This window comes from Vibrio sp. KUL80 (assembly GCF_059725495.1).
Map to the genome: position 1 here is coordinate 1,066,068 of NZ_AP045842.1, position 25,470 is coordinate 1,091,537.

Consider the following 25,470-nt stretch of genomic DNA (forward strand, 5'->3'; position numbering starts at 1 on the left):
CCAGCACTGTTGGGTGCTGGGTGACCAAGCTACTCAAACATCAAAATGATGTAGGCAATAAACAGGATTAAGTGGGCCGCTCCATTGAGAGAGTGGGTTCTGCCACTACTAAAGCTGACACTGGTCATGATGATGGTGGTGACCAGTAGCACCATTTCGGCAGGCTCCAGTCCGAGTCGAATGGGCTGCTCAATCACATTGGAAATCAGCAATACTGCAGGCACGGTAAGCGCAATCGTCGCCAACACCGAGCCGAAGAATAGGTTCATCGCCCGCTGAAGTTGATTATTAAGCGCTGCTTTGGCTGCACCAACGGCTTCCGGTGCTAGGATCAATATCGCTACAATTAGGCCGCCAATTGCTGCCGGAGCGCCAAGGGACGTAACCGTGCCATCGATTGGGATTGCTAGGCTCTTTGCGAGCAGAATAACGACGGTCAGATAGCCTACCAACATAATGGAATGGTAAAGGTTACTACCCAGTGGTCCATGAAACTCGTGCTCGTCTTGATGGTCTTCATCCATAAAGAAATGTGTATGGCTGCGCGTTTGAATAAACAGGAAGAAGCCATACAGCGCAATCGAGGTGAGCACCAGCGTCGCCATCAAGGTAGTGGACATCTCGCCAGACTCAGTCACGCTGGTAAAGTTGGGTAGAACTAAACACAGCAGTGCGAGCGGCACAATCGCGACCATGTAAGATTTGATGCCATCTAGATTGTATTTCTGAGTGTGATACTTAATGCCGCCAAGCAGAAGCGTGATACCCACCAAGCCATTGAGCACCGTCATTACCACCGCGAACATGGTATCTCGGGCCAATATCGGGTTGGCCTCACCGGTGAGCATCACCGATGAGATCATCACGACTTCGAGTAGTATCACCGATAGCGTGAGAATCAAGGTGCCATAGGGGTCACCAAGCTTTATCGCCAGTGCATCTGAGTGTCTCACTACGGCAAAGATGGCGGACATGACAACCGCAAATAGACCTAGGGTCAGCGCAATACCGAGCGCCGAGAACATCTGTGTTTGCAACAAGCCATCACCGCCAAGCTTGAACAGAAAGACCGTGATGATCGCAAGTGGTAGGACAAATTCTTGCTTTAGAAATCGCATCATGGCATCTCGTCTCCCAAGGTTGCGGATTTAGCGACATAGTGTTTCGGATCAACGCCAATTAACTGAGGTAAGGTGACACCAACTGAGATTGAGGACCAAGTACCGCAAGCAATTCCGACGCAAAGCGCAATCGCGAAGCCTTCGAGCGCTGCGCCGCCCAAAATCCAAAGACTCGAGACCGTCACCAGCGTGGTACCTGATGTCACAATGGTGCGAGAGAAGGTTGCACGAACAGAATCGTTGATAAGCGTGTCGGCTGACTCGTTCGGTTTTGCTTTGAAGAGCTCGCGTGCGCGATCGGCAATGATGATGGAGTCATTGAGTGAGTAGCCCAATACCGCCAATACAGCTGCCAATATCGTCAGGTTGAACTCCATTTGGAGCAACGAGAACAGCCCGAGCACAATCACGATATCGTGAATCAGTGCCACCAAAGCACCAAGGGCAAGACGCCATTCGAATCGGTAGCTGAGATAGAGCATGGTCAAAGCGAAACAGGCCAAAATGGCAATGCTGCCTTGCTCTACCATGTCTTGCCCGACTTGTGGCCCTACAATGCTGCTGTTGAGAACTTCAACCGAGCCACTAATTAGCTCTAGCATTGGAGCTAGCGCTACGGTTTCTTCGCCAATTTGGTTGTAGCGCAGTATCCAGCGCCCCGACTCTGATGAACTCACCACATGTACATCTTGCATTAAGGTGCTGTCTAGCCAGTGTTTTAGCTCTCCTGCCATGATCGAGGAGTCCAGACGAACCTCGGCGACGATGCCCCCGGTGAAGTCCAGTCCCCAATTGAAGCCATTGGTGGCCATCACCAAAATGGCAGAGAGAAACAGCACGGCCGATAAAGCCGACATGCTAAGACGAATTTGACTAAGTGAACGATGTGTAATCGACATGGTTATACCCTTACTTCACGGCGCTGATCACGCCCCCAAACGAGGTTGATGATGGCGCGAGACAAGAATACGCCGGTGAACATGCTGGTAAGAAGACCGAGCCCGAGAGTGATCGCAAAGCCCTGAATTGGGCCATTACCAATGGCATAGAGTGCGATCGCCACAATCATGGTGGTGAGGTTGGCATCGAAGATAGAGTGGAAGGCACTTTGGAAGCCCCGATCAATGCTCTGCGCAAAGGTGCGTCCTTCGCGCATTTTGTCTTTAATGCGCTCAAAGATAAGCACGTTGGCATCTACCGCCATGCCGACAGTCAGTACCATTCCAGCAATACCTGGCAGGGTAAGCACAGCGCCGGGGAGCAAGGCAATCAGACCAAATAAGCACACCATGTTGGCGATAAGTGCCGTGTTAGCGACCCAGCCGAGTCGGCGGTACCAAAGTGCGATAAACGTGAGTGTTAATCCAAGCCCTAGCGCTAGAGCGGCGAAACCGTTTTTAACGTTCTCAGCGCCTAGTGATGGGCCAATGGTTCGCTCTTCAATAATGGTGACAGGTGCGGTAAGTGACCCTGCGCGCAGAAGAAGTGCCAGTTCTTGCGCGTCATGCATACTGCCAACGCCGGTAATACGAAAGCGGCTGCCAAGCTGTGACTGAATAGTCGCAACACTGATCACTTTACTTACTTGTTCGCTCTGACCTTTGGCATTACGACTGTATTCGCTGTAGACCGTTGCCATCGGGTTACCAATGTTGCTGCGAGTGAATTGAGACATCTTTCTGCCGCCAGAGGCATCCAGCGAAATGTTCACTTCTGCTGCACCCATATCGCCTACGCCAGCGCGTGCATCGATAATATGTTCGCCACCTAAGATGGCACGGCGTTCAAGCGTGATAGGGTGATTGTCATTGTCTTTCAGTGTCAGCGCTCGGCTAGAGCGAGTGTCGGCGACTGTATGAAACGCCAACGAAGCCGTGGCACCAATCACGTCTTTGGCCGCTGCCGGGTCTTGCACGCCAGGTAGCTCAATACGGATACGGTTCTCACCTTGTCGTTGTACTGAGGCTTCGGTGATGCCGAGCTCTGCGATACGCTCACGCATGATCTGCAGGTTCTGTTGCACTGTTAAGTTTCGCAGCGTGCTTTTCTCATCATCGGATTGGGTCAAGCGAATGACGTTATCTTGTATCGAGCGATCCCAATTCGGAAACTGCTGACGAACAAAGCTGCGCGCTCGGCTAGTATCGCCGTCCCCAAACAAGGTGAGCTGAACCCCTTCGTTGGTGATGCGGCCTCGGCTGGCGCGAAACTCGGAGGTGAACTCATCAATCACGGATTGCTGATGTGCTTGATAAACAGGTGCCATATCTACTTCTAGTAAGAACTGGACACCACCTCGTAGATCTAAACCCAGAGCGATAGGGCTAAAGCCCGCGTTCAAGAGCCACTGGGGTGCAGCGGCTTCCATGGCGAGTGCCACCGTGATGGACTCATCTAAGTGATTTTTAAGTATCGCCTGTGCTTCGGCCTGTTGCTCGGCACTGTCTAAAATAACAACGGTGGTGTCTCCGTCTTGCTTAATGGAAGACGGCGTGATGCGTGATTGGGTCAGGTGTTGAGCGATGCTGGTTGCATCGGACTGCTGCCCTCGATGATTGATGTGTAGCGCCGCATTTTCGCCATAGATGGACGGCAGTGCGCTGAAAAGCATCACGACTAAGGTCGTGATAAGAACGATGTATTTCCACTTAGCAAACCTATTGATAGGTTGCGAGTTGCGTTTTTTCACAAGAAAACTCTCACAATAAAGTTGTGTCGAGCGCAGGCGTAGGGTCGTGACGAAATAAGGCACCGATGTTTTTCTAAATATCAGAAAAACAGACTGGTAGCTTTGATCAACGGGTTAGCGTGATCAGCTAGCAAAATGACCTAAATGGCTATTGGGCTGCGCGTGGCAATGGCTCGGACAAACTGAGCCGAGAGAGTTAACTGTGGCGAGCGTGCTTTTGAACGTAGAGGGTGTTGGCTTCTTTCCAACCAGACAGCCGCGAAGAGGCATAGCGAGCGCTGCTCGTCCAATCGCTTTGTGGGCTAATAAGTGGAGACGGCTCCATGGCGACATCGAGTAGCTTTGGAGTCAAAAAGGCAATCAGAAGAAAGTAATCAGGCGCCGTATTGACCGCAGAACCATGACCATCTTCGATGATACGTCTTGAGGTCGATAGAAAATAGGGACCGAGATTGTCATTGAGTACCGAGCCTTCATCGTCGGTATTGGAATCGATAACGTTGGTGTTTTCTTCAGAAAACGTCAGTGCAGTGATGATGTGGCTATCGGCTGTTGCTGAGTCAAACGTCACGTGCTCGCCTGCGATTACAGTATGAGCACATACGGCAATAAGCAGTGTAACAAGCAGATGATAGCAACGTTTAAGCAATGATGAACCTTTAGCAATAATTGGTTGTATCGATAAATTCGCGTGCAGTATAGCGGATGGCGTTCACAAAATGGGTAAAGTTTGCCCGCAAAACTGTTAGTAAGTGTGTCTTTATTGCTCAGGGCGTTTGGAGTGGGTAAATGGTATAGACTTCAAGAGAAATAGTCGAAATGACACAATCTATCACCTTGAAAAAACACTCGTCATCTTCACGAAAGTGAAGATCTCCCAAAGCGCGTAGCTAACTGAAAAGTAGTGACTAATTTACGTTTTCAACACGCTGAGAGAGGTCCCCTTTTTCAAGGGGATGACGGCATTTTTGGGATTACTGCTCGATCTTTTGGACTTCTTTTATCTCAAAGTCTGCAAACCAGACTTCATCCTCTCCGGCGAAGCTACTTTATCTGTCACCTTAAAAAAACACTCGTCATCTTCACGAAAGTGAAGATCTACTAAAGCGCGTAGCTAACTGAAAAGTAATGACTAATTTACGTTTGCGACGTGCTGCGAGAGATCCCCTTTTTCAAGGGGATGACGGCATTTTGGGATTACTGCTCGATTTTTTGAACCTCTTTTATCTCAAAGTCAGCAAACCAGACTTCATCCTCTCCGGCGAAGCTACTTTATCTGTCACCTTAAAAAACACTCGTCATCTTCACGAAAGTGAAGATCTACTAAAGCGCGTAGCTAACTGAAAAGTAATGACTAATTTACGTTTCCGACGTGCTGCGTGAGATCCCCTTTTTCAAGGGGATGACGGTATTTTTGGGGATTATTGCTCTATCTTTTGAACTTCTTTTATCTCAAAGTCAGCAAACCAGACTTCGTCCTCTCCGGCGAAGCTACTTTATCTGTCACCTTAAAAAAACACTCGTCATCTTCACGAAAGTGAAGATCTCCTAAAGCGCATAGCTAACTGACAAGTAATGACTAATTTACGTTTCCGACGCTGCGTGAGATCCCCTTTTTCAAGGGGATGACGGCATTTTGGGATTACTGCTCGATCTTTTGAACCTCTTTTATCTCAAAGTCAGCAAACCAGACTTCATCCTCTCCGGCATTCAGTCCCGCTTTGTCATTAAGAGATCGATAGATACCCCATTTCGGTCGTACAAAGTTGTCGGTACTACCATTGCTGCCAGAGCGCCAAAGCTCGATATTTTGTTCATTGACAGTAAACAGCGGTGTTTCAGACCCAAGTGGTGTCACCGACATTTCCAGTGAGCCTTGTTCGCTGAACTTGGCGCTTACAAATACCTCTAGCCATTGTCCTTGTATTTGAGTCGCCCAATCAATGCCTAGCTGTGAGGTATGAAGCAGCATGGTCTTAGCGTCTTGGCTATCGACATGACGTACTTCCAATCCACTGACACCGCTTTTGGTGTTGCCGGTAATGGTGACCAAGGGTTGGCTGACAGGGTCGCCAAAGTCAGAGACCGCCTTTAGCTGAAATAGGTGGGTAAAGTGGCTGGTGACAGCGAAATCTTCATCGATTCGAAACTTCCAACGGTACTCAAACGTAGTGTCCATAAAGCCTTTGAGCGAGTCTTCAGACTTGTCGTAGACCTTGATTTCGTTGCGTTGGCGATCGGTCTTATCCGTATCTCGATCACCATCTAGGTCTCGATGAATAGTAAAACGAAAATAGTCGCCGACCTGATTATCGCTGTCTTCTGTGATGTGTTTTACCCCGCTGTGGTTATGTTCGCCGTAGAGATCTGGCGCTTCGATAGAGCCTGCTCCGAGAACACTTTCGATCAAATCGTAGGTATCCATATTGGCTGGACCATCCGATATGAGTGAAGCGCTACTCAATACATAGTAGTTTCCAGAATCATCGATATCGGGTGTATTTGGAATACCGGAATTGCCTGAGTTAGTCCCGCCGCAAGCGGTCAGAATAAGTGGGATAAGGGTGGAAAGTGCGAGCTTTCGAGCTTGATGCATCATAGGTAACGTCCTAGAACAAAAAAAACGGGACACCCTACACGTGTCCCCAAAAGCAGCTTTGCTTATTACTTACAATGTTGGTGTGGAGTCTGTGAAATTGAGAGTTGAGCAAGCTTAGCGAAAGACACTAAGCTTGCTGGGTAGGTTATGTTATTAGTTATCGTTAAGACCAAACTTAGTAGCACGCTCGATAATTTGCTCTGGCGTTAGTGCAACGTTCCAAAGAGCGATATTATCTGCCGAACCGTCAAAGTTTTTGTCTGAACTGCTAGCTCCGCCTAAAAGAATAAATTTGTCACCGGCGTTTTTTGCAAGCTCCCAACTAACAGTTTTGCTTGCTACTTCAATACCATTTAGATACACATTAGCAAGGCTTGTAGTTTCATCATATACGGCTGTAATGTGGTACCAAGTATCATCTACAATCGCTACATCTGAAACCGCCTCTGTTGATAGATTGCTTCCATCGACCTGACCGCCGTATACCTTGAATTTCAGCATATCTTTAGTGCTTGAGCTATCGCCTTCAATATAGAGTTTATAACCCAAATAGTTGCTCGTATCTGCCCAATCTACGAGTGCTACATCAATATCATTGGCTCTGTTTCTCTTTATGACAGTTTCAAGTGTGAATGAGCCTTCAATTTGCTCAGCACCAGAGTTTGCATCCGATGTGTAATAAGCATATCCATAACTTTTTGTTGCTTGATCCTGGATGATGCTAGCAGCAGTGGCATCGTCGCCCAATGCACCTGTTGTGGTGCTGAGACCAGCGCTACCTGTCCACTTAACACTGGTACCATCAGAACCACTATCACTGGTAAAGTCACCGTTATCGAAATTGTACTCGTGAACGGCTTCTGGGAAATCACCTGGCTCAGGTGCACCTGCATCACCATCACCAATAACCGTCGCTTCGGATGTGCTGCTGTTGTATGGGTTACCTTTTAGATTTTGCCCCACAGCATAGCTATCGAAGTCGTCTTCAAATACCAGAGTTTCAGAGCCACTGTCACTTGAATAGACAGATAAGTTGTCACCAATAAACTCAAAGTTGGTTGTGTTACTAGTGTCGCCAATCTTCAATGAGATCACGGTAACAGCCGCATCTTCAGTGATTTCGCCAGTAAACTCTTCGCCGTTTACTTTAAACTTAAATTCGCTATTGCCCCATGTCACCTCAATAGCAAGTTTTTCACCATTAGTGAAAGTGCCGCCTGCATCAGTGATTGAGCCGCCGCTTACACCGCCAACACCGGCACCGCGGTATTGAACTTTGCCTTCGCTAAGAATCACTTCACCGTATAGGTTTTTATTGGAAGTACCGTTAGTGTAAAGAGAGATGTATGCGTTATCCCCAGTGCCGTCTGCATCCTGCGCGGTGTCTTCGTCTACTTGATAAATAACGTCAACGGTCAAGCGACCAGATGCGATGCTGTCAACAGTGGCACCCGTTGATGAGTCTGAAAGCTTAAGACGAAGCTCGCCCACATCAGTTGTTAAGGTGTCTTGGATTTGAACGGAATTGTTGAAACCCGCATTGTCGTTAGCTGCAGTTACCGCAGCTGTTACTTCGCTATTTTCTGATTGATCAGTACCAGATAGCTCACCTTGGCTGCTTGTATCGATTTTCAATTCACCATTAACGACCTCGTAAGTACCTGTCGTTACGGTCTCATTTCCTTCAGAGTCGTAGTGTTTGAAAGTTAAAGTGTTCGTATCGATATCATCAACGTAATCAGGAGAAGTCGTTGTATAGATGGTATAAGTGCCATAGTCATCATCATCGTTATAGTAACGTTGAGTTGTTCCATCGAAGACATACACATTCGGCAAGTCTGCGCTTGATTGAGCTGCTGCTGAGCTTGGTTCAGAAATCTGCCAATAGCTACCGGCTAGCTCCGATGTAGGAGTTGTACCACCACCACTATTCCCACCGCCATTACTCTCATCAACCACTTCTGGACCATTACAACCCATGAGAAGTCCGGTTGAGATGGCTACCGCTGCTGCTACTTTAGATACTCGCATAATATCGCTCTCTTTCACGTTCCTTGGTGTTAGTATGCAATAATATTGTATGATTAAACGAAGTGTTGCTAGATGTAAGAATATGTAGCTTGATTGCAGTCACGGAAGGGGCGATATATTGTATGATTTTTGTGACCTAGCTTGCGATAATTGATAGTTCTATCGGATGTATTACCTGAATCAATTAGGAAAGTGACTACAAGAAGAGTGATTCTTATGAGGAGTTTACAGGGCGTGAAATAAAGTCAGCCCAACATTGATATGTTGGACTGACTTGAAAGTGGCTAGATTTTTGTCATCGAAATTAGCAATTATTAATCATACATAAGCTTGTCTGCTTTGCTCATATCGAACTCTTTCAAAGACTTACGTGCTAGCGAGCGAAACGGTAGTGCTTTCACCATCTCTTCAAATGGCTGTACTGCAAACGCCCAGAATATTGAGCCATCAAATCCAAGAATAATAAGTGCACACAATGGGATAGATATTACCCACTGACCCGTAAAGTTGATCTTAAATACCGCAGTAGTTTTACCTAGTGCTCTTAATACATGTCCATGGACTGTGTTGTAGCCGCGAATAATCGGCAGGAAGATGTAAAGCGGGGCGATGACGGCAAGGGCCTGATAGGTGGCAGGGTCAAGATCAGGGTAAATATCCGCGAGCACAAAATGCATCCCGGCAAAGAATACCGCACAAACGACTGAAATACCGACCGCCACATCGATGCTGGTATCGACGTTTTTCGTCAGGTCGTCCATTTTACGAGAGCCAATAGCTTGGCTGATGGTAATCGCTGAAGAGTGCGCCCATGCAGTGATAAATTGCGTACCAGCGCGAATCCAAGGGAAGACTAGGGTAATTGCCACGTAGGCGTTGATGTTTAGCTGAGCATAGAGCAATTGGTATGTTGTTGCACCAATAGACAGAATGGTCACATTAGCGGCAACAGGGAAAATCTCGGCGAAATGCTTTTTCATATTGGTAAGCATCGCTGCTATCGATTTAGATTTTTTCAGTTCGACCAAAGGCTCTAAACGTAGGCACCACCATAAGAACACCATGCGAATGATGATAGCGATAACGCTGCCCATTGCGGCGCCTTGAACCCCAGTGCCCGCAAACTCAATAGTACCGCTTAATTGAACACCGTGAATCAGAACATAAGAAAGCGCCGTGTTAATAGGGAGCTCTAGGAGGTAACCTTTAAACGGGATCTTACTGCGCCCCATACTATTGAATAGTGCGGTAATGACCTGAGTAACGGCGGTAAATAGGACTAAGTACTTCGAGATATCAAGGTATCCACTGATTTCGCCATTTAGCTCTGGCTTGTCTGTTATCAGAGACAGCAAAGGCTGCTCGAATACGGTTAACAAGATCCAGAACAGAAGCGCCACAGAGAAGTTGATTGTCATGCCAGACAAAAAAGAGTTCGAAAGTGCGTCTTTTCTTCCAGAGCCTACTGCGCGGCTTAGGACCAATTGTGTACCGTTAGCCAAAGCCATCTGGATACCGAGCACAAAAGCGACAACAGTGGTGGCGATGCCCATTGCTGCGAGTGGTATCTCACCGAGAGGAGAGACCAACAGCGTATCGATCATTAGCATTGACTGCATCAGCAGTGCATTGAGTGCTAATGGCCAGGCAAGCGAGAAGTTCTTTCGGATGTAAGATTGAGAAGACACAAAAAACCTTGTTGAGTTGGGCGCTAAAGGATCATGCAAAGCGAGTGCAGTGCAAATACGGCATTATATTGTAATACAAAACTGTGGTGAGATATAAGATGGAAGTCACGCTAATCAGCAAGTAGGTTTGCAGAGGATCTGTTGTGCGCTTTGACTGCTATGTGAAAAAGTCGCCCTGTCGAGCGAGGAGCGGGGGAAGACAGGGCGTGGTTAGATCTAAGCTAATTCGGCGCTGTTAGCGACCTTTTGTTCGAGTTTGCCTAATCTTTGGTACAAGTGGACAGTTTCGCGGGCATTTTCTATTGCCTGAATGGTCGTCATTAGATGATCTTGAGCATGGACCATCACTAAGGTGACTGGGATCTTACCTTCGCCCTCATCGGCACCGATGAGTTCGGTTTGAACTAAATGCGCTTGGCGGATCGCTTCATCAGCCTGCACCAAGAATTGCTTAGCACCGTCCATATTGCCTTCACGAGCACATTTAATCGCTTCCATTGATAGGCTTCTTGCTTCACCTGCGTTGCAGATGAGTCCCATGATAGTGACTTCTAAATCCATACTTTAATACCTCTAATTAAGCTGTTTCGCTCAGCGCTTCGATTGCCGTTGCAAGAACTTTGTCGCCGCGCATCGTACCGTAGTCCATTGGGTTGATCGCCAGAACTTTTTTACCTTGCTTAGCAGCTAGCGTTGAGAATTCTTGCTGGCGGAACTTTACTTGCGGGCCTAATAAGAAAACGTCCCAATCGGCTAGCTTTGCTTCAAACTCAGCGATAGGCACTGCAAGGATTTCAGCGTCAATTGATTGATTTTTCGCAGCTTCTTCCATCTTTTTGACCAAGATTGATGTAGACATACCCGCAGAACATAGCAATAGAATTTTCATAACACTTCTCCTGTAAAGAGCACCTCGTGTGCTCGATTTATGTTTCTAGTGTTACGGGTAACGTAACCTTCATCAAGACGTGATAAGGCAAAAATGTTACGTAGTTCAAATTTGATGCGTATTTATCCGATTTTTCGTGCTCAAGATAACATTTATTCGGTTTTTGCTTTGTTTTTAGAAATTGTTACCCGTAACAAAAATGGATAACACGAACCTAAGGGGATAGATCGTGCTGAATAATGCGTTTACAGAAAAGCTCAATTATTGGGCGGGCTGGTTTACTAGCCTGAAATACGTCATGGCCATCAAACAAGCCTTTGTTATGTTGATGCCAGTCATTATCGTTGGTGCGTTTGGCGTACTGATTTCTAACATGGTAATGGGGACACAGTCGGGTCTTGCAGCATTTGAAACCTTTGCGTTTCTGGCTGAATACCGCCCAATAATGGGACAAATCAACTACGCGACGCTGAACTTCCTGACTATCGGTGCCATCTTTATGATAGGTCTCGAGCTCGGTAAGCTGAATGGTCAGAATAATGCTTATTCAGGTCTGCTTGCTGTGATCTGTTTCGTAGCCGTCATCCCAACGACGTATGAAGTTGTGGTTGCTGGAGAAGCGTTCGAAGTGACTAACGTGATTGCGCGTCAGTACACGGATACGAAAGGTCTATTCCTTGGTATGTTCATCGCGATTCTATCGGTAGAGGTATATAGCAAACTACTTACTATGAACTCTCTACAGATCAAGATGCCAGACTCTGTACCGCCAAATGTTGCGAGTTCTTTCTCGGCGCTATTACCTTCGATCATTACTGTGACTGCAATCGCGACCTTCGGTTTCGCATTCTACGAAATCTCAGGTATGACGCTTTATGATGCGACGTATGCTGCGATTCAGCGTCCACTTGAGGGTGCAATCCAAAGTCTTCCTGGCGTACTGCTTCTGATGTTCCTTGCTCAAGTATTCTGGGTGGTGGGTATTCACGGTAACCAGATGATTAAACCACTTCGTGAGCCACTGCTACTTGGTGCGATTGCTGCGAACATGACTGCCTATGAAAATGGTGAAGAAATCCCGAACATTATTACCATGCCTTTCTGGGATATCTACATGAGCATCGGTGGCTCTGGTGTCACAATCGGTCTTCTAGTTGCTGTATTCCTAGTGTGTAAGAAGCGTAAGGATATGCGTGAAATCGCTAAGCTATCTGTGGGTCCGGGTGCATTCAACATCAATGAGCCGGTGGTATTTGGTATGCCTATCATGCTTAATCCGGTTCTTGCTATACCGTTCATCATCACTCCACTTGTCACTGGTGTTATTGGTTACTACGCAACAGCTATCGGTTTCGCTGGCAAGGCGGTGGTAATGATTCCATGGACCTGTCCACCGATACTCAGTGCATGGCTCGCAACAGGTGGTTCACTAGGTGCCGTGGTAACGCAGCTTGCTTGTATTGTTACCGCAATCATCATCTACCTACCATTTGTGAAGATTTGTGAGAACCAGTTTAAAGAGCAGCTTGATAACCTCGAAGCTGAAGAAGAGAAAGTTGAAGCTAAAGAAGCATTAGCGTAAGGATTAATAATGACCCAATATTCTATGAAGTTTCCAAAAGACTTTATCCTCGGTGCCGCTGCATCAGCATGGCAAACCGAAGGTTGGAGTGGAAAGAAAGAAGGTCAAGACTCTTATATCGATGTCTGGTACAAAAACGACCGTAAGGTTTGGCACAATGGCTACGGCCCTGCTGTTGCGACGGACTTCTACAACCGCTATGTCGAAGACATTGATTTAATGCAGGTGGTGGGTTTGACCCACTACCGCAGCTCAATCAACTGGTCTCGTTTTATGCTCGACTATGAGCAGGGAATCGTTGATGAAGAGTATGCCACCTATGTTGATCAAGTGATCGATACTATGTTGGCGAAAGGCATTGAGCCAATGTTCTGCCTAGAACACTATGAACTTCCAGCTTACCTGTTAGACAACTATGGCGGCTGGAGCTCACCTAAAGTCGTTGATATGTTTGTGCATTATGCGCGAGAGGTCTTTAGACGTTACGGTCACAAGGTGAAGCACTGGTTTACGTTTAATGAGCCGATTGTGGTTCAAACGCGCGTCTTCCTCGATGCCATTCGTTACCCGTATGAGCAGGACACCAACAAGTGGATGGTGTGGAACCACGCGAAGAATCTAGCGACAGCGAAAATCGTCAAAGCCTACCGTGAAGGCGGTTATGACGGCAAAATCGGAGTGGTTCTCAACCCAGAGGTTACTTATCCTCGCTCAAGCGCAGCACACGATAAGCGCGCGGCAGAAGTATATGACTTGTTCTACAATCGAGTGTTCTTAGACCCTGCTATTAAAGGTGAGTATCCAGAACAGCTACTGACTTTGTTGAAGGGTAACGGTATTGATTTTGCGCCATCAGCGGAAGAACTCGCCATTATCAAAAACAATACGGTGGACTTCATTGGTGCTAACCTTTACTACCCGCACCGAGTGAAAGCACCAGAGGCTGAGTGGCCAAAACATGTGCCATTCCACCCTAAGAAGTACTTTAGTGGCTTTGAGCTACCGGGTCGTGAAATGAACTTCTCTCGCGGCTGGGAGATTGATCCCGCTATCGTTTACGACATGGCGATGCGCATTAAGAATGACTACGGCAATATTGAGTGGATTCTTAGTGAAAACGGCATGGGCATTGAGAACGAAGTTCAGTTTAAGGATGAGAATGGTCAGATTCAGGATGACTATCGCATCGACTTTATCTCTCGTCATCTTTACCACCTGCTGCGAGCTATTGAGGATGGTGCAAACTGTAAGGGCTATATGCTATGGGCATTTACCGACAACGTTTCACCGATGAACGCCTTTAAGAACCGTTATGGTTTGGTGGAAATCGACTTGGACGACAATCGCAATCGTCGCGTTAAGAAATCCGGTCAATGGTATAAGGCATTGTCAGAAACTCGTTGCCTAGACATCAAGGTTGATGACGAATATCGTTAACACTCAGTGTGGCGAGCGAGATCGCTCGCCACACTTTTATTTTAAGAATCCGAACACACATCTTTTAGAAAATGTTACCTATCTATTTGAATAAGAATAAAAATTCTTTATTCTCCACCTGTAATACTGATCCTCAGTAAATCACTGTTTTCCGTTCCCTCTACAATATTAAAAATGTTACAGTAACATTTGATAACACTTGAGAGTTCGTTGAATGACTATGGAAGCTAAACGTTCGCGCCCGACGTTACAAGATATCGCCGATCGCATTGGAATCACTAAGATGACGGTAAGTCGCTACATGCGAAACCCTGAGTCAGTTGCACAAGCCACAAGAGACAAGATTGCTCAGGTGGTGGAAGAGCTCGGTTATATCCATAACCGAACGCCAGCGATGCTGTCTAAGTCGTCTAGTAAAGCCATCGGTGTGTTACTTCCTTCACTCTCCAACCAGGTTTTTTCGAGCTTTGCACAAGGGATTGAATCGGTCACTAATCCACTTGGCTACGATACTTTGATCGCGCACTACAGCTATGATAAGGATATCGAAGAGAAGAAAATTGAAGCGTTTCTCTCTTATCAAGTTGATGGGCTGATACTCACCGATACCAATCACACAGAGCGTACCTTGCAGATGATTAAGACGGCGGGTATTCCGGTCGTTGAAGCCATGGATTTACCACAAAATCCAATCGATATGGCAGTAGGGCTTGATCACATGGATGCCGCTTATACGGTCGTTAAGAAGATGATTGCTAAAGGCAAACGTAACATTGCTTACTTTGGTGCTCGCATGGATACACGAACTCAGCTTCGTATGCAGGGCTACGACAAGGCAGTCGTTGAAGCGGGTCTTGAACCACTCCACATCCTTACCAAAGAGCACTCTAGCTTCCCGCTTGGTGGCACCTTGCTCGATAAAGCTTTGCTTATTCAACCAGAGCTTGATGGCGTGTTCTGTACTAACGATGATATTGCGATCGGTACCATTATGGCATGCCGACTCAAGCAGCGCCGAGTGCCAGAAGAAATCAGCGTGGTGGGCTTTAACTCACTTGATATGGGTAAAGTCATTAGTCCCACATTGGCCAGTATCGAAACGCCGCGTTTTGAGATAGGCAAAAAAAGCGCCGAGCTGTTGCTATCGGCGCTAACTGGAGAAACTATTGAGCAAAAAGTGTTTGATATGGGCTTTACCCTAACTGAAGGCGAAAGCCTCTAGGTGAGTTCAGGCTCCAAATTGTGTTTTTCTAGGCTTGGGTACAGAAAGCTCGCCCCCTGATCTGCCGCTGAAACCGTTTGGCGGCAATGCGCAAAAAGCCCTCTTCCCCAGGTCATTTGACCGAGTTCGTTATCTATTTTCACGCAGTCTCTGGAGTCAAGGTCGTTGAGTACCTCTAGGCATCCTTTGACGCTATCTAGCCGCACTATGTCACCTTCTTTAATCTTGGCAATGACACCACCTCTGAGTGCTTCTGGAGAGACATGAATAGCAGCAGGAATTTTCCCTGATGCACCGGATAATCGACCGTCGGTCACTAACGCTACTTTAAAACCATCTTTCTGAAGGTTACCTAGCAGTGGCATGAGTTTGTGAAGCTCTGGCATTCCGTTTGCTGCTGGTCCATTAAAGCGCACTACCACAACGCAATCACAGTTAAGCTCGCCACTTTGATAAGCGCGCTCTACTTCATTTTGATCGTTAAATACCTTTGCGGGGGCTTCAATAACACGGTGCTCTTTCTTGACCGCAGAGACCTTAATGACCGCTTGCCCCAGGTTTCCTTTGAGAACCTTTAGACCGCCGCTGCTTTGGAAAGTTTGTCCTTCATTGGCAATGACTGCCGGGTCGCTAGAGCCTTTAGAGCGCTTCCATACGAGGTCTCCTTCTTCAAGTGCCGGATAGCTGAGCTGATCTTTGAAGTGACCAAACGCGGTTAATGTGTCTTGATGTAAAAGGTCTTGCTGAGCCAAGCGGGTCATCATAGCAGGCACGCCGCCTGCGGCTTGAAAGTCATTGATGTCTGCCGATCCATTTGGATAGATGTTAACGACCAGTGGAACTGCATCAGCCAGATCGCTGAGATCTTGCCATGTGAGAATGTATCCCGCCGCTCTAGCGACAGCAATCATGTGAATGCTGTGGTTAGTGCTGCCACCAGAAGCCAGTAAAGCGACCAATCCATTCACTAGGTTTTTTGCGGTAAATACCTCGTAAAGCGGACGATAGCGAGGTGATGTGGCACTGCTACTTGCAATGACTAACGCCGCATATTCCGTTAGCACTCGACGAAGCGGGTCATGAGGCGCGATAAATGCACTTCCAGGTAGCATTAGCCCCATGGCTTCAAAAACGAGCTGGTTGGTGTTGGCGGTGCCAAAGAATGTGCATGTGCCCGCGCCGTGATAAGCACGACATTCCATATCGAGCAGTGCCATCTGACCGAGATTGCCTGCTGCATACTGCTGGCGGATAGACACCTTCTCATCGTTGGAGATACCCGTCGTCATTGGTCCTGCGGGAATAAACGCTGTGGGAAGGTGACCATAAGCCAGCGCGCCCATGAGCTGTCCTGGGGCGATTTTATCGCAAACTCCCAATAGCAAGTTACCATCAAACATGTTGTGACTTAGCGAGAATGCGGTGCTCTGGGCAATCAAGTCTCGAGAAAACAGAGACATATCCATTCCAGGCTGTCCCTGTGTCACCCCATCACACATTGCTGGAACACAGCCCGCCACTTGCGCGGTATGACCAAGTTTAGCCAGCGCAGTTTGGATCTGCTCGGGGTAGACCTCGTAAGGCTTGTGAGCGCTCAGCATGTCATTGTACGACGAGATAATCGCAAGATTGGCGCTAGTGTTATCAAGTAAGCGCTGCTTGTCTGCACAACCTGCTGTTGCTACCGCATGCGCTAGGTTGCCACAAGATAACTGGCTGCGCCCTCGACCGGCTTCCTGTTGATGCGTCATCGCATCGAGGTAGCTTTGTCTTAAGGACTCGCTGCGTTTCTCAATTCGTTGGGTGACCGCCATGATGGCTTGATGAGTCATGAGACCACCTCAAGCGAGACATCAGTGAGTTTCATACGGATCTCTTTCACAGCAGCCTGAACGACCGCATCAAGCGGCATGTCTATCGGCACTGTGACGACGTCTAATTCACAGTCTGGTCTCTCTAACGCCTCAAATTGACTTTGCAATAGAGAAGATTTCATAAAGTGCCCACCGCGCTGGTTTACACGCTGTCTGATTAGCTCAAATTCGCCATCGAGGAAGACGAAGATGAGATTGTTGTTGCCGAAACGCAATGTATCTCGATAGCGGCGTTTGAGCGCAGAGCACACGATGACGCCATGCTCATTCTTTTGGCCCAGACTGTAGGCTGCATCGTTAATGCGCTCTAGCCATGGTGCTCGGTCACTGTCTGTTAAGGCGTTGCCAGAGGCCATCTTGTCAATATTTGCGCGAGGGTGAAGATCATCACCATCGATAAACTTCGCGCCTAGTGTGTCAGCTATTTTCTTGCCAACCGTGCTTTTACCTGAGCCAGAAACGCCCATTACAACAATGCACTTCCCCAAGTTTCCTCCTCTGGGATCGAAATATGATCCACTCCGCACAATTCGATAAACGTCTAAATTATGGTTCATATTATCGATGTTACTGGTAACATGATACCGGTAACTTTTATTGTTGTGAACGAGAGCACATCAACATAAAAAACTGGATTACAGCGAGCTATGGGCTGGCATAGAGTGTTCTAAACGCTAGCAAATCGTACTTTAAAGTCGGATTTAAGGGGTAAAGATGTCGGTATTTCCAAAGAATTTCCTGTGGGGTGGAGCCATAGCAGCTAACCAAGCTGAGGGTGGTTATCGTGAAGGTGGTAAGGGTCTAACAACTGTAGATATGATCCCTTACGGTGATAATCGAATGCCAGTAAAACTTGGGCTTCGCGAACAGGTTTCACTGGACGAAGCAGAGTATTACCCAAGCCACGATGCTATCGATTTTTATCATCGCTACAAAGATGACATTGCTCTATTAGCGGAAATGGGATTCAAGGTCTTTCGCACCTCGATTGCTTGGGCACGCTTGTTTCCAAAGGGCGACGAACTGGAACCAAATCAAGCGGGAATAGCGTACTATCAAGACCTCTTTAGAGAGTGCAAAAAGCATGGTATTGAGCCTTTGGTAACACTTTGCCATTTCGATGTACCGATGCACTTAGTGGATACCTATGGCTCATGGCGCAGCCGTGAGATGATAGGTTTCTTCGAACGATATGCACGTACCTGTTTCGAAGCATTTGATGGTTTGGTGAAGTATTGGCTAACCTTCAACGAAATCAATATCTTGCTCCACAGTCCATTTTCAGGTGCGGGTCTTCTTTTCAAAGAAGGCGAAAACAAGGAGCAAGTGAAATACCAAGCTGCCCACCATGAGCTCGTCGCGAGTGCTTTGGTGACGAAAATTGCCCACGAGATTAACCCAGAAAACCAAGTAGGGTGTATGTTAGCGGGTGGTAACTTCTATCCATATTCATGTAAGCCTGAAGACGTCAAAATGGCACTCGACAAAGACCGAGAAAACCTGTTTTTTATTGATGTTCAAGCGCGAGGCTATTACCCATCATACGCCCAGCGTACGTTCCGAGATAAAGGTGTTGAACTAGAGATTCATGACGAAGATCTCAAGATACTCAAAAACACCGTGGATTTCATTTCATTCAGCTATTACGCCTCACGCTGTGCTTCCGCAGACATGAACAAGGGCAACACCAGTGAAGCCAACGTCGTGAAGTCCATTCGTAACCCGCACCTAGAAGCCAGTGATTGGGGCTGGGTCATCGATCCGATGGGACTGCGAATTGCGATGAACACGCTCTACGATCGCTATCAAAAACCTTTGTTCCTCGTCGAGAACGGTTTGGGAGCTAAGGATAAAGTCGAAGCAAACGGTGAAATCAATGACGACTATCGCATTGACTATCTGCGCGCACACATTGGAGCCATGGGCGATGCTATTGAAGATGGCGTGCCATTAATGGGCTATACGCCTTGGGGCTGTATCGACTTAGTTGCGGCATCTACAGGTGAGATGAGTAAGCGCTATGGCTTTATCTATGTGGATCGCGATGATAAAGGGAATGGTACGTTAGAGCGCTCTCGAAAGAAGTCGTTCTATTGGTACAAAAAGGTAATCGCGAGTAACGGGGAAGATTTAGCTTAGGTTATGAGCGAATAATTCACTCGCTAGGAAAAATACTAGCGAGTGATTCACGGGGGTTACTAACTTGTCTCTTCACACTTGGATGCAGTGTCCTGACCTAACGCTACATCTAGGGGTCATCTTTGTATAAATACCGGTGTGTTGGTTCACATCGTAAACAACGGGCAGCCGTACACGCATAGATTTAATTGGTGCTCTTTCATGACAAGGCATTGTTCGCTTTTCCTGGCGACCAGATAACCCCCCACTATCCAATGGGGCAAAATGGGCATTTAACCTTGAGTGGAGCAATTTCTCATCGAGCCGCAATGGCGAGAGGCTGCAAAAGTGCTCTGTATTTAGCTACCTTACGCGTCGCCCGACAGTCCGAGTTTTAATCCGATAGGATGACACTGGAAAGCGATGAGCAGGCAGGCCTGGAATAATCATTGCTTTTCGTCCGATAGCAAGTCCATCACCGCTATCAGTGAGCTGTTCGTATGACACCTTAGAAGTTGCAAGCTTACTGGTATTCAGAGTGAAGGATAATTTTCAAATATTCAAACCAGCACCTTCGAGGTTAGCGGGTAAACCTGTTGGTTTATCGTTGATTTAAGTCGATTTTTTATTCTATATTTCATTTTAAATTATTGATAAATAAGATGAAATATCTGTTTAGGCTTTGAGCGATCAGTTGTGCGAAGTGTGATGGTGATCCTATTAGACTAGTTCTTAAGTTGAATGTGTAAACGAATTCTATTTACTAGAGCCAATTATAAAAAACGGAAGGAAGATCATGAAGTTTACACGTTCAGTATTGGCAGCCTCAATTATTGCTGTTGTCTCTTTAGCGGGTTGTGGTAGTGACTCGAAGACTGAGGTCCCAGAGGTCGTAGTAGGGCAAGGACAATTTATTGATGCGGCTGTTGAGGGTATTTACTATCACTCGCAACCAAGCGGCAAGTTCGGTTTTACTGATGCCGAGGGCGTATACAATTACGATGCCGGAGATACGATTACTTTCTTCCTAGGCGGAAGCAATGGTCTCCGTATCGGTAGCACCTCAGCCCGTGATGTTGTTTCACCATTTGAAGCGACAGGCAACTATCAGAAAGCCGTTAACCTCGCGCGTATTTTGCAAAGCATGGATGATCCTAGCAATGGCTCTATCACTTTGCCAGACAGTGTAACCTCACCGGGTCCCGGCATGATTGCAGCGTTGAATAATCTGCTTCTTCATGATTTGGAGTCTGCAAATGACCTACAAGATGAGTTAGGTCTAACAGAGTGGGTTTCCGAAGAGGATGCATTGGAGCACCTCAATGATTCACTCGAGGGACTTGAGCGTGGCAGCAATGAGGTACTGACAGAATGGCAGAGAGGGTCGGGTAATATCGTACGAACGATCTACTCAACTCTGTCAGCCCAAAACCCTTATGACGTAAAAGAACGTCTTTATGTAACTGCAGACAAACTACTCGATGAAGAGCTGTTTGAAGCGACGCGCGGCCTGATCAATGAAAACATGCGCTTAGATACAAACAATGCGGTTAGACTTGTTGGTTCTAATGACCAAGCCGTAACTGAGGTGTTTGCGCAGCTTTATCTAACTTGTATCGATGAGTTTGGCTTGGATGCCGAGTATGTAAATCCTGAGGACTCGGGTAATGGGCTTGCTCAATGTAATGGTGAAGATATTAGAGATATAAATCCCAAGTTTGACTTAGGTTCAACTTTTGATTACTCACTGCTGTCACCAGAGTCAGAGTCAGACGCCGACGAGGAGATTCCCTGGGAGTACATGCGCCAGTTTGGAACATTGTACCAATGTATGGATGACCAGAACTGTTCGGAAGCAAATCTAACTGGTTTCTCAATCACTACCTTTGATGACAGTGATGACCAAGACGGATCCAAAATGAAACGCGAAGTGTTATCGACTAGCTATGACTCAGTATCTGGTGTTTACACGGAGATCAAAAAGTCGTTCATAGAGTCGGGTATTCACGACGGTCGAGTTTCAGAGTCATTGAGCTTCAGTTACATTGTCGACAGCAGCGAATCGGAGCGCTACGTTGACTTTATCGGTACTTGGAATGCTGTAGAAACCAAAGCTGGTTGTGATGTCGTTGCCACTTCAACTTACGTCTTCGATGCAAACGGTGTGACTGTGAACGGTGAGGAGTTTAACTCAGGCTGTCAGCTAGAGGAAATTGAAGCTACCGCTACCTATGAAGAACTTTCTGATATGGACTTTTGGTGGTTCACCACGAATGGCCTAAATAATGACAGTAAAGCAACACTGACTCAGCTAAATAGCACTATTCGTTGGTGTGATGCCGATGATATGGAGAGCGCTTACACTGAGTGTCACGACAGCGACATTAAGTTTAATCGTTGGGAGTACGCACCGGCAGGTCAAAAATGGGATCAAGGTGTCCTAAACCGTCGTACCTTGTCTACTGGCGGGCAAACCGTTTCCACGATCTCTATGTACAAGCTATAAGATCTTACCTTTTACTGACGCCCTAATATGGGGCGTCAGTCTTTCTTTCCTAGCTTACCAAGCCGCAACATTGCCCGACTCTATTCCGTTGAACTGATTGGGTTCGTCTGTAATCAGAGAAACTCCTAGACCAAGTTGGTGGGCTACATTCGTTGTGACGGGTCGCAGTATATCGGTCAAAACCATATCAAACTCTTTAGCTCCACGTTTAATTCCAGTCAGCAAACTAACTGGCTTTCCGGTTCCGATTTCGACAATCTAGGTGTGGTCTTCATTTTGTTTTGTTAGTGCTTTTCGAATGCATGAGAAGCGTTCCAAGAGTGGCTCCTTTCCAGTGTTCACGACTCCTCGGTATTCAAGTTGTTTTAAATTAAAATGTTACCATGGTTACAAGGTGTAACGATTTGTTTTGCCTTCAGGGATGTGACCTTGTATTAATTTTGTTAATAAGCGTAGAAATCAGCAAAAAGCTCGGAGTTTTTGACAAGTAATTCTCAAGCGCTCAAAATACACTGCCTGCCATTGTAGTAGTCCAGTCGATGTTTTCGGCTGAGTAGAGATTGAGGAACACACATGTTTACAGCAACAGATGTGCTAAAAACGGAGTTTGTCGAGCAGCCGCTTGAACAGCTCTGGTCACTGATCTCTCCACTCTATATGGTGGATGAGTCTCAATGGTTGAAACAGCTTTTACCTCTGGCAACACCGCAAGGTGACGAAGCCCATCAGATCCCACAGAAAACCACCCAGCTCATTGAAGCCATTCGTGCTGACAAAAATGCGATTCAGATGATTGATGCTTTGTTGCTTGAGTACAGCTTAGATACTCAAGAGGGTATTTTGCTGATGTGTCTCGCGGAAGCCTTGATGCGTATTCCTGATTCTGCGACGGCAGATGCGCTTATTCGCGACAAGCTCAGCGTGGCTGACTGGAAGTCACACCTAAAGAACTCTGACTCTGTGTTTGTGAATGCTTCAACCTGGGGCTTGATGCTGACCGGTAAAGTGGTGGGTCTGCCAGATTCACAATCTCAAAGCCCAGCGAAAGCAGTTAACCGCTTGGTGAACAAATTCTCTGAGCCTGTGATTCGCAAAGCCATGTATCAGGCGATGAAGGTCATGGGTCACCAGTTTGTGCTAGGCCGCAGTATTGGTGAAGCGCAGAAGAACGGGAAGAAGATGCGCGACCGTGGTTTTACCTATTCATTTGATATGTTGGGTGAGGCGGCGCTAACCAAAGCGGATGGTGATAAGTACTTTAAAGATTACCTAATGGCCATCGAGGCAGTTGGCAGTGATAAATACGGTCTAGATACCAGTCCGGCGCCGTCTGTTTCCATTAAGCTTTCTGCACTGCATCCGCGCTATGAAGTGGCGAACGAAGAGCGTGTTCTGACCGAGCTATGCGATACGCTGACACAACTATTGACTCGCGCTCGCGAGCTCGATGTTGCGATTACCATTGATGCGGAGGAAGCCGACCGTCTTGAACTTTCTCTAAAGCTATTTGAAAAGGTTTACCGCAGTGATGTCGCTAAAGGCTGGAGTAAGTTTGGTCTGGTTATTCAGGCGTATTCTAAACGTGCGCTTCCGGTACTGGTTTGGGTCAATGCACTTGCGAAACAGCAGGGTGATTTGATCCCGCTTCGTCTTGTTAAAGGCGCGTATTGGGACAGCGAGATCAAGTGGTCTCAACAAGCGGGTTACGATAACTACCCTGTTTATACCCGTAAAGAAGCGACTGACGTGGCATACCTAGCCTGTGCTCGCTTCCTTCTTAGTGACAATGTGCGTGGAAACATCTTCCCACAGTTTGCGAGCCACAATGCTCACACTGTAACTGCGATTGCGACCATGGCGCAGCACACTGATTATGAATTCCAACGTCTACATGGTATGGGTGACTCCCTGTATGACCATGTGATGGATATCTATAAGCAACCAGTTCGAATCTATGCACCGGTGGGTAGTCACAGAGATTTGCTGCCATATCTGGTACGCCGACTGCTAGAGAATGGTGCGAACAGTAGCTTTGTACACCGTTTGGTGGATGCTCGTTGCCCGGTTGAGAGCCTAACGGTTCACCCCGTCGATGCACTCAACGCGAACGATACCTTGCATAACGCTAACATTGAACTGCCACCGGCGATCTTTAGCGATCGTAAAAACTCGATTGGCGTCAACGTTGATATCGAGAGCGAAGTGAAAGAGTACGAACACAAAGTGGACGTATTCCGTAGCAAGCAGTGGCAGGGTGCGCCAATTATCAATGGGCAGTCCCAATACGAAAGCATGATCAAGGAAGGTGCTGCAGTAGATACGATTACTGCACCTTATGATCGCCGCATCGTTGTTGGTCAGGTGGCTATGGCTAACCTTGATCATGTTTCCGAAGCTATCAAGGTGGCTGAGGAAGGATTCGAGTCTTGGTCAACGCTTCCGTATGCCGATCGTAGTCAGTGCTTACTTAACCTAGCAGACAAGCTAGAAGAGAATTTGCACGAACTGGTGGCAATTTGTCATCAAGAGGCGGGCAAGACCATTCACGATAGCATCGACGAAGTACGCGAAGCGGTCGACTTCTGTCGTTACTACGCTAAGCAGCCACACATCTTCAAGACACAATCGGTACTTGGCTTTGATGGTCAATCTAAGTCGATGACTCGCGGTGGTCGCGGTGTGTTTGTTTGTATCAGTCCATGGAATTTCCCATTGGCTATTTTCCTTGGTCAAGTGACAGCCGCTTTGGTGGCAGGTAATACCGTAGTCGCTAAACCTGCAGAACAAACTTCTCTCATTGCCGTGCGCGCGGTTGAGTTGATGCTTGAAGCGGGCTTCCCAGCAAGCGCAATCCAGCTCATTACGGGCCGCGGCGCGGATGTGGGTCATGCATTGACTTCTCACAACGCGATTGCTGGTGTTGCCTTTACCGGCTCGACACCAACTGCGCAGCGCATCAATAGCACCCTAGCTGCCCGTCAAGTGGCACCAGTGCCATTTATCGCTGAAACCGGCGGTCAAAACGCGATGATTGTGGATTCTACCGCGCTCCCTGAACAAGTGGTGCGTGACGTGGTTCGCTCAGCGTTTGCGTCAGCGGGTCAGCGCTGTAGTGCTCTGCGTGTGCTGTACATCCAAGAAGATATCGCAGAGCGCGTGATCAACCTGATTCAAGGCGCAATGGATGAGCTGAAAGTTGGTTTGCCATACCTGCACTCGACTGATGTCGGCCCAGTGATTGATACCAACGCGAAGCAAAAGCTTTTGGCTCATATCGAAGCGATGACTAAGCAAGGCAAGAAAGTGGCTCAGCTATCTCTAGACGATGAGTGTGCAGAGGGTGACTTTGTTCCGCCATGTGCGTTTGAGATCTCTGATATCTCCGTTCTAACAGAAGAGCACTTTGGTCCAATCCTACACATTGTTCGCTTTAAAGCGTCTGAACTGCCGAAAGTGGTCGACAGCATCAATGCGACCGGCTTTGGTCTAACGCTTGGCGTACATAGCCGCAATGAGTCCACTTACGAATGGATTGAGAAGCACGTTCGAGTCGGTAACTGCTACATCAACCGAGATCAGGTGGGTGCGGTAGTCGGTGTTCAACCGTTTGGTGGGCAAGGGCTATCGGGCACGGGACCAAAAGCTGGAGGTCCTCACTATCTGTATCGTTTCACGGATGTCGTCAACGGCACCGCTTCCATTTCAAAGTAAGGA

At 47.3% G+C, this 25,470-nt stretch carries 19 protein-coding genes; 7 read left to right on the forward strand and 12 right to left on the reverse strand.

The window, feature by feature from the left end; genetic code table 11:
- Positions 1–29: 29 nt before the first annotated feature.
- The 4 genes from AC6I8U_RS21330 to AC6I8U_RS21345 all read right to left on the reverse strand — a co-directional run bounded on the left by AC6I8U_RS21330 (position 30) and on the right by AC6I8U_RS21345 (position 4,459).
- The gene (locus AC6I8U_RS21330) at positions 30–1,121 is read right to left on the reverse strand and encodes a calcium:cation antiporter (protein ID WP_498018438.1); all 1,092 of its coding nucleotides are present in this window, start codon (positions 1,119–1,121) and stop codon (positions 30–32) included.
- Positions 1,118–2,020 (reverse strand): protein translocase subunit SecF, encoded by a 903-nt coding sequence (gene secF / locus AC6I8U_RS21335; protein ID WP_498018439.1) that lies wholly within the window; start codon positions 2,018–2,020, stop codon positions 1,118–1,120. The genes AC6I8U_RS21330 and secF overlap by 4 nt, the downstream gene beginning before the upstream one ends.
- Before the next feature lie 2 nt (positions 2,021–2,022).
- Entirely contained in the window at positions 2,023–3,810 is a 1,788-nt protein-coding gene (gene secD / locus AC6I8U_RS21340; RefSeq protein ID WP_498018440.1) for a protein translocase subunit SecD, read from the reverse strand.
- A 196-nt stretch (positions 3,811–4,006) separates the two neighbouring features.
- Positions 4,007–4,459 (reverse strand): hypothetical protein, encoded by a 453-nt coding sequence (locus AC6I8U_RS21345; protein ID WP_498018441.1) that lies wholly within the window; start codon positions 4,457–4,459, stop codon positions 4,007–4,009.
- A 479-nt stretch (positions 4,460–4,938) separates the two neighbouring features.
- Between AC6I8U_RS21345 and AC6I8U_RS21350 the strand changes: the two genes are divergently transcribed.
- The gene (locus AC6I8U_RS21350; RefSeq protein WP_498018442.1) at positions 4,939–5,154 is read left to right on the forward strand and encodes a hypothetical protein; all 216 of its coding nucleotides are present in this window, start codon (positions 4,939–4,941) and stop codon (positions 5,152–5,154) included.
- Positions 5,155–5,452: 298 nt separating this feature from the next.
- Here AC6I8U_RS21350 and AC6I8U_RS21355 read toward each other — a convergent pair whose 3' ends face one another.
- The 5 genes from AC6I8U_RS21355 to AC6I8U_RS21375 all read right to left on the reverse strand — a co-directional run bounded on the left by AC6I8U_RS21355 (position 5,453) and on the right by AC6I8U_RS21375 (position 11,017).
- Positions 5,453–6,409 carry a polysaccharide lyase family protein gene (locus AC6I8U_RS21355; RefSeq protein ID WP_498018443.1) on the reverse strand — a complete coding sequence of 319 codons (957 nt, stop codon included), beginning with the start codon at positions 6,407–6,409 and terminating at the stop codon, positions 5,453–5,455.
- A 153-nt stretch (positions 6,410–6,562) separates the two neighbouring features.
- A complete protein-coding gene (locus AC6I8U_RS21360; RefSeq protein ID WP_498018444.1) occupies positions 6,563–8,440 on the reverse strand; it encodes a LamG domain-containing protein in 1,878 nt (625 codons plus the stop codon).
- A gap of 314 nt (positions 8,441–8,754) precedes the next feature.
- Positions 8,755–10,059, reverse strand: a complete 1,305-nt coding sequence (locus tag AC6I8U_RS21365) for an MATE family efflux transporter (protein WP_498019618.1) — start codon at positions 10,057–10,059, stop codon at positions 8,755–8,757.
- 285 nt (positions 10,060–10,344) lie between these two features.
- A complete protein-coding gene (locus tag AC6I8U_RS21370) occupies positions 10,345–10,689 on the reverse strand; it encodes a PTS lactose/cellobiose transporter subunit IIA (protein WP_498018445.1) in 345 nt (114 codons plus the stop codon).
- Positions 10,690–10,705: 16 nt separating this feature from the next.
- Positions 10,706–11,017 (reverse strand): PTS sugar transporter subunit IIB, encoded by a 312-nt coding sequence (locus AC6I8U_RS21375; RefSeq protein ID WP_498018446.1) that lies wholly within the window; start codon positions 11,015–11,017, stop codon positions 10,706–10,708.
- Between the two features lie 226 nt (positions 11,018–11,243).
- Here AC6I8U_RS21375 and AC6I8U_RS21380 point away from each other — a divergent pair, with 226 nt between their 5' ends.
- The 3 genes from AC6I8U_RS21380 to AC6I8U_RS21390 all read left to right on the forward strand — a co-directional run bounded on the left by AC6I8U_RS21380 (position 11,244) and on the right by AC6I8U_RS21390 (position 15,258).
- Positions 11,244–12,599, forward strand: coding sequence for a PTS sugar transporter subunit IIC (locus AC6I8U_RS21380; RefSeq protein ID WP_498019619.1), 1,356 nt, complete (start codon positions 11,244–11,246; stop codon positions 12,597–12,599).
- Between the two features lie 9 nt (positions 12,600–12,608).
- On the forward strand, positions 12,609–14,036 hold the full coding sequence (locus AC6I8U_RS21385) for a glycoside hydrolase family 1 protein (RefSeq protein WP_498018447.1): 1,428 nt from the start codon (positions 12,609–12,611) through the stop codon (positions 14,034–14,036).
- Positions 14,037–14,250: 214 nt separating this feature from the next.
- Positions 14,251–15,258, forward strand: coding sequence for a substrate-binding domain-containing protein (locus AC6I8U_RS21390; protein ID WP_128649523.1), 1,008 nt, complete (start codon positions 14,251–14,253; stop codon positions 15,256–15,258).
- Here the strand turns inward: AC6I8U_RS21390 and edd are convergent.
- Together edd and AC6I8U_RS21400 are read right to left on the reverse strand one after the other, a co-directional pair.
- A complete protein-coding gene (gene edd, locus AC6I8U_RS21395; protein WP_498018448.1) occupies positions 15,255–17,090 on the reverse strand; it encodes a phosphogluconate dehydratase in 1,836 nt (611 codons plus the stop codon). The two genes, AC6I8U_RS21390 and edd, sit on opposite strands and share 4 nt — an antisense overlap.
- Positions 17,087–17,599 (reverse strand): gluconokinase, encoded by a 513-nt coding sequence (locus tag AC6I8U_RS21400; RefSeq protein ID WP_498019620.1) that lies wholly within the window; start codon positions 17,597–17,599, stop codon positions 17,087–17,089. The genes edd and AC6I8U_RS21400 overlap by 4 nt, the downstream gene beginning before the upstream one ends.
- A gap of 247 nt (positions 17,600–17,846) precedes the next feature.
- Between AC6I8U_RS21400 and AC6I8U_RS21405 the strand changes: the two genes are divergently transcribed.
- Together AC6I8U_RS21405 and AC6I8U_RS21410 are read left to right on the forward strand one after the other, a co-directional pair.
- The gene (locus tag AC6I8U_RS21405; RefSeq protein ID WP_498018449.1) at positions 17,847–19,271 is read left to right on the forward strand and encodes a 6-phospho-beta-glucosidase; all 1,425 of its coding nucleotides are present in this window, start codon (positions 17,847–17,849) and stop codon (positions 19,269–19,271) included.
- Between the two features lie 775 nt (positions 19,272–20,046).
- Complete coding sequence (locus AC6I8U_RS21410; protein WP_498018450.1) at positions 20,047–21,756, forward strand: hypothetical protein; 1,710 nt, start codon at positions 20,047–20,049, stop codon at positions 21,754–21,756.
- 54 nt (positions 21,757–21,810) lie between these two features.
- Here AC6I8U_RS21410 and AC6I8U_RS21415 read toward each other — a convergent pair whose 3' ends face one another.
- Entirely contained in the window at positions 21,811–21,942 is a 132-nt protein-coding gene (locus AC6I8U_RS21415) for a hypothetical protein (RefSeq protein ID WP_498018451.1), read from the reverse strand.
- Positions 21,943–22,329: 387 nt separating this feature from the next.
- On the opposite strand from AC6I8U_RS21415, the gene putA reads away from it, so the two are divergent.
- A complete protein-coding gene (putA, locus tag AC6I8U_RS21420; protein ID WP_498018452.1) occupies positions 22,330–25,467 on the forward strand; it encodes a bifunctional proline dehydrogenase/L-glutamate gamma-semialdehyde dehydrogenase PutA in 3,138 nt (1,045 codons plus the stop codon).
- Positions 25,468–25,470: the final 3 nt, after the last annotated feature.